Origin of the sequence: Actinacidiphila acidipaludis, assembly GCF_019890725.1 — a bacterium.
In the GTDB taxonomy this organism is placed as follows: Bacteria; Actinomycetota; Actinomycetes; order Streptomycetales; family Streptomycetaceae; genus Actinacidiphila; species Actinacidiphila acidipaludis.
On record NZ_JAINZZ010000038.1, the window covers coordinates 57,569 to 70,836 of the forward strand.

Consider the following 13,268-nt stretch of genomic DNA (forward strand, 5'->3'; position numbering starts at 1 on the left):
CCGCGCGGGCGGCCGCAGACCGGTTCGGCCGCCCGCGCCGTGTGCCGGCGCGTCTGCTACTTCTGGTAGGTGGACTCGTCCAGACCGCTCAGGGTCGGGTCGTGTTCCACCTCACCGACGTCGTACATCGACGTCATCCAGTGGTAGAAGTTGTCGCCGCGCTCACGCAGGACGGAGTACAGCCGCCGCATCATCCGCGAGCGGACCTCGGCCTGCTCCGGATGACCGTAGACGTTCTGCAGTTCGTCCGGGTCGGTCCGCAGGTCGTACAGCTCGTTGACCGAGTCGGGGTTGACGACCAGCTTGTACCGGTCCTCCCGCAGCATGCGCTGCGGGTAGGGGAAGTGGTGGCCGTGGAACTCGCAGACGATGTCCTCGCTCCACTCCACGTCCTCGCCGCGGACGAGCGGCAGCAGACTGCGCGAGTCGACGGCCTGCTTCGGGTCGACGCCCGCCAGGTCGAGGATCGTCGCGGTGCAGTCGAGCAGGCTGACGAACTCCGAGCGCACCACGCCGGCGGGAGCACCGGGCACCCGCAGCAGCCCCGGTGTGCGGTAGGTGTCCTCGTACATCGCGGGACCCTTGTCGTGGAGCCGGTGCGAGCCGGTGAACTCGCCGTGGTCGCAGGTGAAGAAGACCGCGGTGTCGTCCACCAGGCCCAGCCGTTCCATGGCCTCCATGACCCGGCCGATCTGCCGGTCGATCAGGGCCACATAGCCCCAGTAGACCGCGATCAGCTTGCGGGTCGTCTCGATGGGCATGGTGTCGAAGGTCCAGTGCGCGCTGTAGTTGCGCTGGACCGGCGGTTTGCCCTCGAAGGTCTCCGCGATGGACCGCGGCAGCTCGACGTCCGCCGGGTCGACGAGGTCGAAGTACTCGTCGGGGAGGATGTACGGCAGGTGCGGTCCGAAGAAGTGCAGCGCGAGGAAGAACGGCTGCTCCTGCTTGCGGAAGTCCGCGGCGTACTCCTCGAGTTGCTCGATGGCGCGCGTCGCGAGGTAGTGCTCGAAGGTCGCCTCGACCGGCTGGTGCAGCCGGGCGGCCAGCAGGTTGCCCGGGCCGCCGTTGGGCAGCGTGCCGCGGATGCGGTCGCTGATCTCGTACGGGGGAAGCCCCCGTTCGGCGAGGTAGGCGAGGTAGTCCGGGCTGTCCACCGGGTTGTGCCAGCCGGGCAGGTCCGGGCCGTCGAACCCGTAGTCGGCGGCCGTCCGCAGGTTCCCGGCGTGCCACTTGCCGAACAGACCGCAGTTGTAGCCGCAGTCCCGCAGCGCCTGCGAGAAGGTGAACTGGTCCTCGGGAAGGTCCTCCAGGTATCCGACGTTGCGCTCGTGGTTGGCCAGCACCTTGTGCCGGAAGGGCGCCTGGCCGGTCAGCAGACTGGCCCGGGCCGGCGTGCAGATGGCGGTGGGGGTGTACCAGCGGTCGAAGCGGGTCCCGGTGGCGGCGAGTTCGTCGAGCGCCGGGGTGTGCGCCAGGGGGTTGCCGTAGGCCCCGAGGGTGTCCGTCCGGTGCTGGTCGGTCATGAGGAAGAGGATGTTCTTCCGGGACGTGCCCGCTGTCACTGGCCGGCCCCCGTGAAGAGGTCGCCGGTGTAGTACGTCTTCGGGTCCACGGGCTGCTTGAGCTTGCCGGCGCCGACGAAGTAGTCGTTCATGCCCGTCAGCCACTTGTCGATGGTGCCGTTCTTCGTCAGCGTGTCGAGCTCGTCGACGGTGAGCAGCTTGTTGTTGCCGGCGTCGGCCTTCACCTGGTCCGCGGGGATGCCGAGCTTCTTGGCGGTGATGCTGATGGCCTCGTCGGTGTGCGCGGACCGGAACGCGATGGCGTCACGCAGCACCGCGAGGACCTTCTTGACCTTGTCCGGGTGGTCGGCCACCAGCTTGTTGCCCGCCACGAACGCGGTGGGGAAGGAGACGGTGTCCGCGAAGTCGCTGTCCTTGGCGAGCTCGACCAGGTTCGGGACCTGCTTCTTGATGGTGGCGGTCGCCGGGTACCAGAAGCCGGCCGCGTCGACCTTCCTGGAGGAGAAGGCGGCCACGATCGTCGAGGGGTCCATGGGGACGAGCTTGACGTCGTTCTTGGTCATGCCGGCCTTCTTCAGGGCCAGCGTGAGGATCATGTCGCCGGAGGTGCCCTCGGGGACGGCCACCGTCTTGCCCTTGAGCTGCTGCATCGAGGTGATGCCCGGCTGGGCGATGACGCGGTCGGCGTCGCCGAGGGTGTTGATCGCGACGACCTTGGCCTGGCCGGAGGCCGGCAGCCACATGGCGCCGGGGCCTATGTAGCCGAAGTCCAGGTTGCCGGTGCCCAGGGCCTGGATCTGCAGCGGGCCGTTGGTGAAGACCTTGGTGTCCGCCTTCAGGCCGTGCTTCTTCCACATACCCTCGGCGTCGGCGATGGCGATCAGGCTGGCGCCGTTGAAGTCGCCGATGTAGCCGAAGCGCACGGTGTCGCCGGACCCGGCGGCACCCGATCCGTTGCCGCACGCGCTGAGCAGTGCGGCGGCGACCAGGCCGGCCAGCGCGGTGGACAGGTGTCTGCGAGTGAGGGAGGTCGACACGTTGAGAGGTCCCTTCCGGGTCATGAGCTTGCTGACGGGGAGACGGAAGCGACCGCGGTGCGGCCTTCCTGGTGGTACACGGAGTGCCAGACCCGGTTGCGCAGGTCGGCGAACTGGGCGCTGAGGCGGAAGTCCTCGTTGCGCTCGGTGGCGGGGTCGACGTCGATCACGTCGTAGACGCGCCCGGGACGGGCCGCCATGACGATCACGCGGTTGGCCAGGAAGACGGCCTCGTCGACGTCGTGGGTGATGAAGAGGACGGTGCGCTTGTCGCGGCTCCAGGTGTGCAGGAGCTGCTCCTGGAGCTTGACCCGGGTCAGCGCGTCGAGGGCGCCGAACGGTTCGTCCATCAGCAGGATGGAGGGGTCGACCGCGTAGGCGCGGGCGATGGCGCAGCGCTGCCGCATGCCGCCGGACAGGGTCTTGGGCAGCGCGTCGGCGAAGCGTTCCAGCCCCACCAGCTCGATGAAGTACTCCGCCTTGCTCCGGCGTTCACGCTTGGGCACACCGGTGGTCCGCAGGCCGAACTCGACGTTCTGCCGGACGGTCAGCCAGGGGAACAGGGCGTACTGCTGGAAGATCACCCCGCGCTCCGGTCCCGGTCCCGAGACCGGGGCGCCGTCCACCAGGGCCCGGCCCGAGGTGGGCGTCTCCAGCCCGGCGAGGATGTTCATCAGGGTGCTCTTGCCGCAGCCCGAGGGTCCGACGACGGTGACGAACTCGTGGTCCGCGATGTCGAGGGAGACGTTGTCCAGGGCGGTGAAGGTCTCGCGGCCCAGGTCGAACGTCTTGGTGACGCCCTGTACGGAGATCTTGGCCGTCGTGGTGGTCATCGGCGTTCCTGCCATCCGGTGAGTCGGCGTTCTGCGAGAAGGAGGGCACGGTCCATGAGCAGACCGAGGATCCCGATGGTGATGAGCCCGACGAAGATGGTGGGCAGGTCGTAGTAGAGCTGGGCGTTCTGGATGCGGTAGCCCAGGCCCTTCTGAGCGGCGATCAGTTCGGCGGCGACCAGGGTCGCCCAGGCGGAGCCGAGGCCGACCCGCATGCCGACCAGGATGAACGGCGTGGAGGCCGGCACCACGACCCGGGCGAAGATCGTCAGGTCCTTGGCGCCCAGCACCCGGGCGGCGTTGATCAGGGTCCGGTCGACGTTCACCACGCCCTGGTAGGTCGCGACCACGCACGCCAGGAACGCGGCGAGGAAGATGACGAAGATCTTCGGCGTCTCGTCGATGCCCATGATCACCACGGCCAGCGGGATGATCGCCAGCGGCGGGATGGTGCGGAAGAACTGGATCCACGGCTCGATCAGGCCCCGCAGGATGTCGTACCAGCCCATCAGGAAGCCGACCGGGACGGCGGCCGCGGTGCCGAGCGCGAAGCCGATGAGGACGCGGGTCAGGCTGGCCCGGATGTCCCCGGCCAGCGTGCCGTTGCTGATCAGCGTTCCGGCCCGGGAGACGACCTGCGGCGGTGTCGGCAGCGTGAAGCCCGCGTCGGCCAGCACCCACCACAGTCCGATGCCCAGCAGGACGGACACGCCGTTCAGCGCCAGGAACAGGCCGCGGCGGCCCGCGGGCTGACGGCCGCGGGTGTTCTTCGGACCCCCCTCGTCGCTCCCGGTGCTCCCGGCGCCGGCCGGCTCGCCCCTCGTCTTGTCGGGTACAGGGTCCTGCCGGTCGGCACCCTGCTTGTCAAGAACGGACATGGGCGGCTCTTTCTGGGGTGGGGTCGGATCCATCGAGACGGTCCTTCACATCGGCGGTTTCGGGGTACTTCGCCAGAAGGGGGGAGTTGTGGAAGACGGCGGCCAGCGCGCCGAGGGCGCCGTCCTCGTCCGAGAGCCGTGCGGCCTCGACGAGCGGTCCGGCGGCCGCTATCGGGAAGAGTTCGCCGGCGAGCGTGGCGGCCACCTGCTCCACCAGCACCGGTGAGAGCCTCGCGATCTCTCCTCCGATGACCACCTTCGCCGGGTTCAGGGTCATGGTCGCGGCGCCGAGGACCCGTCCCAGGGCCGCGGCCGCCTCCCGCAGCACGCGTTCGGCGACGGGGTGCTGGCGGGCCACCGCGTCCGCCAGGGCCGCGGGGCCGTCGAGGCGCAGACCGAACTCCCAGCAGGTGGCGAGGATCCCGGGGACCGAGGCGACGGTCTCCAGGCATCCGCGTTTGCCGCACCGGCACGGCCGGCCGACCGGTTCGACGGTCACATGGCCGAGTTCGCCGGCCAGCCCGGTGGAGCCGGTGACGAGCTGGCCGCCGATGACGAGCCCGCCGCCCACACCGTCCGCGAGGCGTACGTACAACAGGTCGGCGACACTCCCGGCGCCGGTGATCGCCTCGGCGAGGGCGGCCAGCCGGGTGTTGTTGTCGACGATCACCGGTGCGTCGAACCGTTCGGCGAACGCCACGTCGACCCCGTCGGGGGCCGGGCGCAGGATCGTCGCCCCCGGCGCGGAGTGCGACCGGCCCAGGCCCTCGGGCGCGGGGTACGGGCCCGGGACACCGATGCCGATGCCCTGGAGCGCCCCGTAACGGACGCCGGCCTGGGAGCTCAGCCGGTCGACGAGTTCGAGGGCGAGCTCGGTGCGCGTCTGCCAGGACGCCGTGTCGTGGTACCGGACCGAGCCCGAGACCATGATCTCGTGCGAGGCGTCGGCGACGACGACATGGACCCGGCGGTGCCCGAAGTCGACCCCCATGAACTGCGCCGACGCCGGGTCCAGCGCCAGCCGTTCGGCCGGCCTCCCGCTGCCTCCGCGCCGGGCCGCGTCGGTGTCCACCACGATGATGGCGCCGCGCTGGAGCAGGTTGCCGGTGATCTCGGAGAGAGTCGTGCGGGACAGGCCGACGACCGCGGCGATCTCGCCGCGGCTCATGGCTCCGTTCGCTTGGAGTGCGCGCAGCACGCGGTCCTCATGGGTCCGCCTGACCAGGGCGTGCGCTCCTGTGGGCTTCTGCATGCAGGTCAAGGTAGGAAGGCTGAGATATTCCGTCAACACTCCGGCAGAAGTAAATGTGAAAACCTCGGCTGGGTCGGGATCGTGGGTGGCCGGTGCCGTGCGCCTCCGCTGCGGGAACCGGGCTCCTCCGCCCGTCGGTGATGCTCTGAGCAGCAACGACACCGGCGGCGGCGGTGGTTGGGACGGAGGTGGCCGCCGGCCCGGCCGACGCGGTCGCCAAGGTCCGTTATCCAATCGTGACTTGGCTGACGTGTGGCTCAAGTAAGGCTCTGACCTGCTGATTTGCCGTTCGGTGGGTCGTGCCGGCCCGTGGGTGGTATCCGGATTATTTATCCGGTGTGTTGACCTAATGACCGCGGGCTTCCGATGCTGTGCCGCATGCCAACCAGGGACCGCCCTCCGAGACGCAGCGGATCGGAGCACGAGGTGCTGCTGCTGGAACTGCTCGGCCGGCACGGCCCGCTGAGCCGGAGCGGCCTGCGGGAACTCACCGGATTCTCGAGGACGACGGTGTACGACGCGGTCGCGAGGCTCGTCGACGACGGCGCCGTCGTCGTCCGGTCCGGCCGGGGCCGGTCCGGCCCCGGCCGCCCGGCGGAGGAACTGACCCTCAGCCCGGGGACGGCAAGGGCGATCGGTTCCGCCCGCATCCCGCACGACGAAGGAGATGTGACTGATGACCGGCTTTGACAACCATGGACTGCGCCGCCGCTCCCTGCTGGCCGGCGCCGTCGGTCTGGGAGCGGCCGCCGCGCTGCCGATGAGCGCCGCCCGCGCCGCGTCCGGACCGGCGGACCCGGCGTCGATGCGCCGCTACCCGGCCAACTGGCCCGACCTGCAGCCCTACGGCACGGCGGACGCCCGGCTGGACCTGTGGCCGCGTGAGGACAACTCCTTCATCCTGCCGCTCGAACTGCGCCCGCGCGACAAGGACCGCGGCGTGGTGTGGATGCGGGACTTCTACGTCAACTGCTTCCAGGACGAGGGCGGACCCGTCTACGTCGCGACGGGCACCACCCGCGCGCCGGGGCTCGACATCGCCGCCCCCTGGAACGACGGCATCTTCCTGTGGGTCGCCCACTCCCTGAACGGCCCGTGGCGTCTGATCGACACCACCCGCATCCGGCCGGGCGCCGAGAAGGGCAAGGTGTGGTCGCCCGAGTTCACCGACGAGAACACCGGCGGCCGGACCGTCGTCGCGCCGTGGCAGCAGTACTGGTACGACGACACCTTCGGCAAGCGCGGTGAGGTCTGGGCGCCGGAGGTCCACCGCTTCAACGGGAAGTGGTACATCGTGGCCTGCATGGGCGACCACTCCCAGAAGGTGGGGTCGTTCATGCTGGTGAGCGAGGGCGGGCTGGAGGGCCCGTACCGGCTCATCGAGGGCAATGTCGACAAGCCGTTCGGCGACTCCTTCATCGGCGGCCCGAACTTCATCAAGCCCGGTTCGTACTACCACATCGACGGCAGCTTCTACTCCGAGGGCGACGACGCCTGGCTGGTGCTGCACAACGACCTGTACTCCAAGTTCCGTCCGGACATGGAGGACATCGTCACCACCACGCACCTCCCGGTGTTCTCGCAGATGCCCTACGCGCCCGAGCCGTACCGCGAGGGTGTGTACGTCTTCAAGTACGGGGGCAAGTACTTCCTCTCCCAGGCTGTGTGGGACCGGCAGTGGAACGCCGCCGACGGCGGCACGCAGTACGCCTACAACAAGTCCGGTGCCGGCACCGCGCAGTACCAGTACGACTCGGTGCTCGCCGTCGCGGACCACTTCGAGGGCCCGTACTCGGTGCGGTGGACCGCCGGCGTCGGCCTCGGCCACAACAACTTCTTCGAGGACCGCAGCGGAAAGCTGTGGTCGACCTTCTTCCGCAACCCGAACCAGGGCTACTGGGCCGACCCCTCGCGTGTCGCCCAGGGTGCCGTGCCCGGCATCGTCCAGATGGAGTGGACCGGCCCGTCCGGCAACCGCGTGTACACCAAGCGCCGCAACCACGGCAGCACGATCAACGGCTGACCGCTCTTCGCGGCGGCAGGTGCGGCGCGGCTCGCCGTACCTGCCGCCGCGGACGGCCGCGGCCCCGTGACCGGTCCGGCGCTGTGTGGGCAGCCGGACCGGACCGCGGGGCCGCGGTGCACAGGCCGCGGCGCTGTCGCCGCGTCCGGCCGGAGCCGGCGAGCCGGATTTCGGCCCCGGACGGCCCGGCCGGGGGGCCGAAGGGCCCTGGCGGGCCCCCGGCCCGCCCCGGTCCACTGGAGACGTACGGGTTCCGGCGGCAGGAGGGCGTGCTCACGGTGAAACGGCCGGAAGCCGGGCGCGCGGCGAGGCGGGCGGTTCTTCGGGCCCGGCGAGCGCTGGAACCGTTGCTGCTCGCACTGACCGCCGCCGCGCTGGCGGCGGGCGGTGCCGCCTGGCTCGCCGGGGCGGCGGCTCTCGCCGACGGGTTCTGGGCGGCGGGGACGGCGGTGGCCGTCGTGCCCGCCGTGGGGTGGGTGATCGACGCGCTGCGTCGGGGGCGGGCCGGCGTCGACCTCATCGCCGTCCTGGCCCTCGCCGGGACTCTGGCGACGGCCGAGTACCTGGCCGGCGCGCTGATCGCGCTGATGCTCGCCACAGGACGCTGGCTGGACGCCGCGGCGGAGCGCCGGGCCTCGCACGATCTGCGCCATCTGCTCGAGCACGCGCCGCGGTGGGCTCGCCGTCGCGACGGTGACGAGGTCCGCACCGTGCCTCTCGCGGAGGTCGGGATCGGTGATCTGCTCGTCGTCGGCCCCGGCGAGATCGTGCCGGTCGACGGGCGGATCGGGAGCGGTTGCGCGGTCCTGGACGAGTCCGTACTGACCGGTGAGTCCCTCCAGGTGGAGCGTGGTGCCGGGGAGACCGTACGCAGCGGCGGGGTCAACGCCGGCGGCGCGTTCGAGATGCGGGCCACCGCGACGGAGCGGGACAGCGCGTACGCCGAGATCGTCCGCCTCGCGCGGCAGGCCGGCGCCGAGAGTGCTCCGGTGATCCGCCTCGCGGACCGCTATGCCGCCTGGTTCCTGCCCGTGTCGCTCGCCGTGGCGGGCATCGCGTGGCTGGTCAGCGGATCGGCGGAACGGGCGGTCGCGGTTCTGGTGGTGGCCACCCCCTGCCCCCTGCTGCTGGCGGCGCCCGTCGCGATCGTCTCCGGGCTGTCGCGCGCCGCACGCCACGGCGTAGTGATCCGCGACGGCGCCGCGCTGGAATCGCTGGGCCGCGCGCGGACGCTGGTCCTGGACAAGACGGGGACCCTCACCACCGGCCGCCCCCGTGTCCTCGACATCGCCGCCGCGCCCGGACACACCCCCGACGAGGTCCTCGCGCTGGCCGCCGCCGTCGACCAGTACTCACCCCACGTCCTGGCTCAGGCGATCACCGACGAGGCGCACAGCCGGCGCCTGCGGCTGGAACGGGCCCGCGGTGTCACGGAGGAACCCGGGCGGGGAGCCACCGGCCGGATCGGTACCACCATGGTCAGCGTCGGGCGACACGACGGAACACCCCTGCCCGCCTGGGGCCGCGCCGCCGACAACCGGGCGACTCTCGACGGCGCGGCCGTCGCCTGGCTGACCCTGGACGGTCACCTCACCGGCGCCCTGCTGCTGCGTGACCCGCTCCGCAGCGACGCGCCGCGCACCCTGCGACGCCTGCGCCAGGCAGGCATCCGCCGGCTGCTCATGCTCACCGGCGACCGCGCCGAGCCGGCCCTGGAGATCGCCGCCGTCCTGGGGCTGGACGACGTGCGGGCGCGGCAGAGCCCCGCCGACAAGGTCGCCGCGGTCCGTGCCGAGCGCGGGCAGGCGGTCACCGTCATGGTCGGCGACGGAGTCAACGACGCCCCCGCCCTGGCCGCCGCGGACGTCGGCGTCGCCATGGGCGCCAGGGGTTCCAGCGCGACGTCGGAGGCGGCCGACATCGTGCTGACCACCGACCGCGTGGACCGTCTCGCCGACGCGGCCGGTATCGCCGTCCGCGCCCGGCGCATCGCCGCCCAGAGCGCCCTGGCAGGCATGGCGATGTCCCTGGCCGCGATGGCCGCCGCCGCGTTCGGCCTGCTGCCGCCCGCGGCCGGTGCGCTCCTCCAGGAGGGCATCGACGTGGCGGTCATCCTCAACGCGCTGCGCGCCCTGCGCGTGCCCCGGACCGGCCAAGCCGCCCTCGAGCCGGCGACCCAGCAGCTCATCCAGCGCTTCGCCGCCGAGCACGACGACCTGCGGGAGGTCGTCGAAGCCGTCCGTGAGGCCGCCGACCGGCTCAGCGACAGCGCGGGCGCCGACGCCCTGGGGACGGTCCGCGACGTCGACCGCCTGCTCAGCGAGCGGCTCCTGCCCCACGAACTCGCCGAAGAGCGCGAGCTCTATCCGGCACTCGCGAGCGCGCTGGGGGGCTCGGAGGCGACGGCCACCATGAGCCGCGCCCACACGGAGATCCACCGGCTCGCCCGCCGTGTCGGAGCCCATCTGCGACTCGCCGACGCCCAGGGCGGGTTGGGGTCCGAGCAACTGGACGACCTTCGGGCCTGCCTCTACGGCCTGCACGGGGTCCTGCGTCTCCACTTCGTCCAGGAGGAGGAGAACTACTTCTCCCTGGCCCCCTGAACGCCCTGCCTTCGCCGCGGCCTCCGGGTCAGACGCCCGCGGCGGTGACGACGGCGTCGGTGGCGAAGCCGAGGAACAGGCCGAGCAGGATCATCCAGGTGGTCAGTTCCTTCATGCCGGCGCGGCGGGCGACGGCGAGGAGCTCGATGACGACGTAGAGGATGGAACCGGCGGCCAGGCCGAGAAAGGCGATGGACAGCTTGTCGTCGACCAGGTGCTGGCCGACCAGCGTGCCCGCGAAGGTCGGGCCCCCGCCGATGAGGCCGAGCAGGGCCAGCCGGCCCCAGGAGGGGCGCTCGCCCTGGGCGGCGAGAGGGGCGACGATGCCGAACCCCTCGGTGGCGTTGTGCAGGCCGAAGCCGATGATGAGCAGGACGGCGAGCGAGATCGCGCCCGTGGCCGCGGAGTTGCCGATGGCCAGACCCTCGGCGAAGTTGTGCAGGCCGATGCCGGTGGCGATCATCAGCGAGAGCCCGGAGGCCGCCGATCGCGCGGGCGGGGTCATCTCCGTCACCGCCGCCGCGCCCGGCCCCTGGGAGAGCTTCGGCTGCCGCCTGCGTGCCATGGCGCGGTCCCAGTACACGAGTCCGGCGAGTCCCGCCGCCAGCCCGGCTGCCAGGACCGTCCCCCCGCTGATCGCGGTCGACCAGTGGTGGTCCCCCAACGCGCTGTCGGTCGGCTCCCACGCCGCACTGAGTACGTCCCAGACCAGGAAGATCAGGATGCCGATGGCCACGGCGTTCAGAGCGGCCCTCAGCCGGGGAGCGGGGTTGGCCAGCCGTCCCAGCGGCAGGCCGAGGTAGATGGTGAAGCCGGCTATCGCGCCGAGAAGGGCGATGTGGGAAGAGGACATACGGGTCTGCTCCGAGCGGGGGACGGAAGAGCGTCGATCCGGGTGACCCTAGGACGACTGAGGCTTGCCTAACAAATCGCCGGTCCGGAACGCCGCGGTGGGGCGGGGCTCAGACGCTGTGCGGGCAGCCGGACCGGGCCGCGGGGCCGCGGTGCACGAAGGCCGGGCGCAGGTCGTCGTCCGGCGGGTCGTAGTAGTGGTGGAAGACCGCCGTGGCCGAACCCGACAGCGGCGGGACGATCCAGCTCCAGTCGGTCGGCACCGGCCGTCCGTGCCGCCTCTCGCGTTCGACGTGCGCCAGGAAGCGGGTCGACTCCGTGTGGTGGTCGGCGATGGTCACCCCGGCCAGTTCGTAGGAGTGCAGGACCGCCACGTTGAGTTCGACCAGCGCGCGGTCCCGCCACAGGGTGCGGTCGCTGCCGGTGTCGAGGCCGAACAGGGCGGCGACGGCCGGGAGCAGGTCGTAGCGGTCGGTGTCGCCGAGATTGCGCGAGCCGATCTCGGTGCCCATGTACCAGCCGTTGAAGGGCGCCGCCGGGTAGGTGATCCCGCCGATCTCCAGGGACATGTCGCTGACGGCCGGCACGGCGTACCAGCGCAGGCCCAGGGCGGCGAAGCCCGGATGCCGCGGATGCGTCAACGGCACCTCCAGCACGGCGTCCTCGGGGATCTCGTAGAACCGCGGTGACGCGCCGGAGCCCGGCTGCACCAGCAACGGCAGCACCTCGAAGGGGGTTTCGCCGCCCTTCCAGCCCAGCTCCCGTGCCAGCGCGACCCGCCGCGCACTGCGCGGATCGTCCGCGTAGCGCACCAGCTGCTCGCCCAGCAGCGTGGGTCCCGGGCGGCCGGGCCGGTCGGGGGCGAAGACGCTGATGACCGGGCGGATGCGGCCGCCGTTGGTGGCGAGCCGCAGATGCCCGAAGCACTCCTCGGCGACGTCGTCCGGGTCCTCGACGTGGCGCAGGTCGCGCACCGTCAGGTTGTTCCAGTACAGCCGTCCGATGCAGCGTGCCGCGTTGCGCCAGGCCACCCGCGCGCCGAACGCCAGCTCCGCGGCGGTGTGCTCGTAGCTACCGGTGCGCTCCACCTCCTCGGTGACCTCGGCGATCCTCCGGTGCGGGTCGCAGGCGCCGGGGTTCTCCGCGGCGAACTGGCGGATGAACGGCACCGCGGCGTCCAGCACGGCGTCGGCGTCGAGCCGACCGGGCCGGGCGGGCGCGGGTGCGGAGGCGAAGTGCATGGGTGGTTCTTCCTGTCGGAGGGCCGAGGGCGGGATCGCGGGTGCCGGGAGCGGGCATGCCGTGCTGCCGGTCTGCTCGGCGGCCGGGTGTCCTCGGCGGGCGGTGTGCTGAGCCGCCCGGTGTGCTCAGCTCCCGGGTGTGCCGGGCGTCGGCGTGTGCCGGGCGTCCGCGTGTGCCGGGCGTCCGGCACGCTCACGGGCCGCTCTGGTCCCTCGCCCGCCGGGGCAGCAACGCCGCCTCCAGCGCGGGGACGTCGAACGGGTCGAAGTGGATCTGCGCCGGCGGGATGCCCTGGCGGCTCAGGGCGGTGGTGGCCTGGGTGACCATGTCGACCGGACCCGACAGGAACGCCTCGTGCTGGTACCACGGCCCGAACTCCTCCAGGACCTTCGGCAGCGTGCCCTCCAGCCCGGCGATGCGCTCGTGCGAGACGGCAGCTCGCACCGAGAGCCAGTGATGGCGCTGCGACATGCGCAGCATGTCGTCCAGTCCGTAGAGTTCGTCGGCCGTGCGCGCGCCGACGAAGACGTCCACGTAGCGCTGGATGCCGTTGCGGGCCGCCTGTTCGACCAGGGCCCGGATGGGGGCCATGCCGGTTCCCCCGGCGACGCACACCAGGTCGCGGTCACTGCGCGGATCCAGCGTCATGTCTCCCTGGGTGGGCCCCAGCCGGACCACGTCGCCGGGCTGGGCCCGGTACACCAGGGCCGGGCTGACCTGACCGCGGTTGACCGCCCGGACGTGGAAGGTGACGGTGTTGTCCGCCCGCGGGGCGTGCGCGGGCGAGTAGTAGCGCCACGCCTTCGGCTGCCAGGGGGTCTCGACACTCGCGTACTGGCCGGCCGTGTACGGGTAGGGGGCCTCGGGCCGGACGGTGATCTCGGCGATGCCGTGACCCCGGTGGACATGGCCGATCACCTCGGCCTGCCAGAAGGCCGGGTTCCTGCGGGCGTCCTGCTCGGCGGCGTACATCATCACCTGCGCCACGACGTCGTAGCCGTGGGTCCACGCGGCGGCCAGCTCCG

At 71.7% G+C, this 13,268-nt stretch carries 11 protein-coding genes; 3 read left to right on the forward strand and 8 right to left on the reverse strand.

Annotation, left to right across the window (positions count from 1 at the left end; genetic code table 11):
- Positions 1-56: 56 nt before the first annotated feature.
- From K7862_RS25175 to K7862_RS25195, 5 genes are read right to left on the reverse strand one after another with little or no spacing between them, the layout of a single operon-like run.
- Entirely contained in the window at positions 57-1,562 is a 1,506-nt protein-coding gene (locus K7862_RS25175) for a sulfatase family protein (protein ID WP_222966401.1), read from the reverse strand.
- Entirely contained in the window at positions 1,559-2,584 is a 1,026-nt protein-coding gene (locus tag K7862_RS25180; RefSeq protein ID WP_222966403.1) for an aliphatic sulfonate ABC transporter substrate-binding protein, read from the reverse strand. The genes K7862_RS25175 and K7862_RS25180 overlap by 4 nt, the downstream gene beginning before the upstream one ends.
- The gene (locus K7862_RS25185; protein WP_222966405.1) at positions 2,581-3,393 is read right to left on the reverse strand and encodes an ABC transporter ATP-binding protein; all 813 of its coding nucleotides are present in this window, start codon (positions 3,391-3,393) and stop codon (positions 2,581-2,583) included. The genes K7862_RS25180 and K7862_RS25185 overlap by 4 nt, the downstream gene beginning before the upstream one ends.
- Positions 3,390-4,271: an ABC transporter permease gene (locus tag K7862_RS25190; protein WP_222966407.1), complete on the reverse strand. Its 882-nt coding sequence runs from the start codon at positions 4,269-4,271 to the stop codon at positions 3,390-3,392. Before K7862_RS25190 ends, K7862_RS25185 begins: the two co-directional genes overlap by 4 nt.
- Complete coding sequence (locus K7862_RS25195) at positions 4,258-5,523, reverse strand: ROK family transcriptional regulator (RefSeq protein WP_222966409.1); 1,266 nt, start codon at positions 5,521-5,523, stop codon at positions 4,258-4,260. Before K7862_RS25195 ends, K7862_RS25190 begins: the two co-directional genes overlap by 14 nt.
- 378 nt (positions 5,524-5,901) lie before the next feature.
- Between K7862_RS25195 and K7862_RS25200 the strand changes: the two genes are divergently transcribed.
- The 3 genes from K7862_RS25200 (at position 5,902) to K7862_RS25210 (ending at position 10,149) form a co-directional block, all read left to right on the forward strand.
- A complete protein-coding gene (locus K7862_RS25200) occupies positions 5,902-6,213 on the forward strand; it encodes a MarR family transcriptional regulator (protein ID WP_262413752.1) in 312 nt (103 codons plus the stop codon).
- Entirely contained in the window at positions 6,200-7,546 is a 1,347-nt protein-coding gene (locus tag K7862_RS25205; protein WP_222966413.1) for a family 43 glycosylhydrolase, read from the forward strand. Before K7862_RS25200 ends, K7862_RS25205 begins: the two co-directional genes overlap by 14 nt.
- 338 nt (positions 7,547-7,884) lie before the next feature.
- On the forward strand, positions 7,885-10,149 hold the full coding sequence (locus K7862_RS25210; RefSeq protein WP_262413762.1) for a heavy metal translocating P-type ATPase: 2,265 nt from the start codon (positions 7,885-7,887) through the stop codon (positions 10,147-10,149).
- Positions 10,150-10,177: 28 nt separating this feature from the next.
- Here the strand turns inward: K7862_RS25210 and K7862_RS25215 are convergent, their stop codons facing one another.
- The 3 genes from K7862_RS25215 to K7862_RS25225 all read right to left on the reverse strand — a co-directional run.
- A complete protein-coding gene (locus K7862_RS25215) occupies positions 10,178-11,002 on the reverse strand; it encodes a ZIP family metal transporter (RefSeq protein WP_222966415.1) in 825 nt (274 codons plus the stop codon).
- A 109-nt stretch (positions 11,003-11,111) separates the two neighbouring features.
- A complete protein-coding gene (locus K7862_RS25220) occupies positions 11,112-12,242 on the reverse strand; it encodes a nitric oxide synthase oxygenase (RefSeq protein ID WP_222966417.1) in 1,131 nt (376 codons plus the stop codon).
- 193 nt (positions 12,243-12,435) lie between these two features.
- Positions 12,436-13,268, reverse strand: an 833-nt coding sequence (locus K7862_RS25225) for an FAD-binding oxidoreductase (protein WP_222966419.1), incomplete at its 5' end; no start/stop codon positions are given.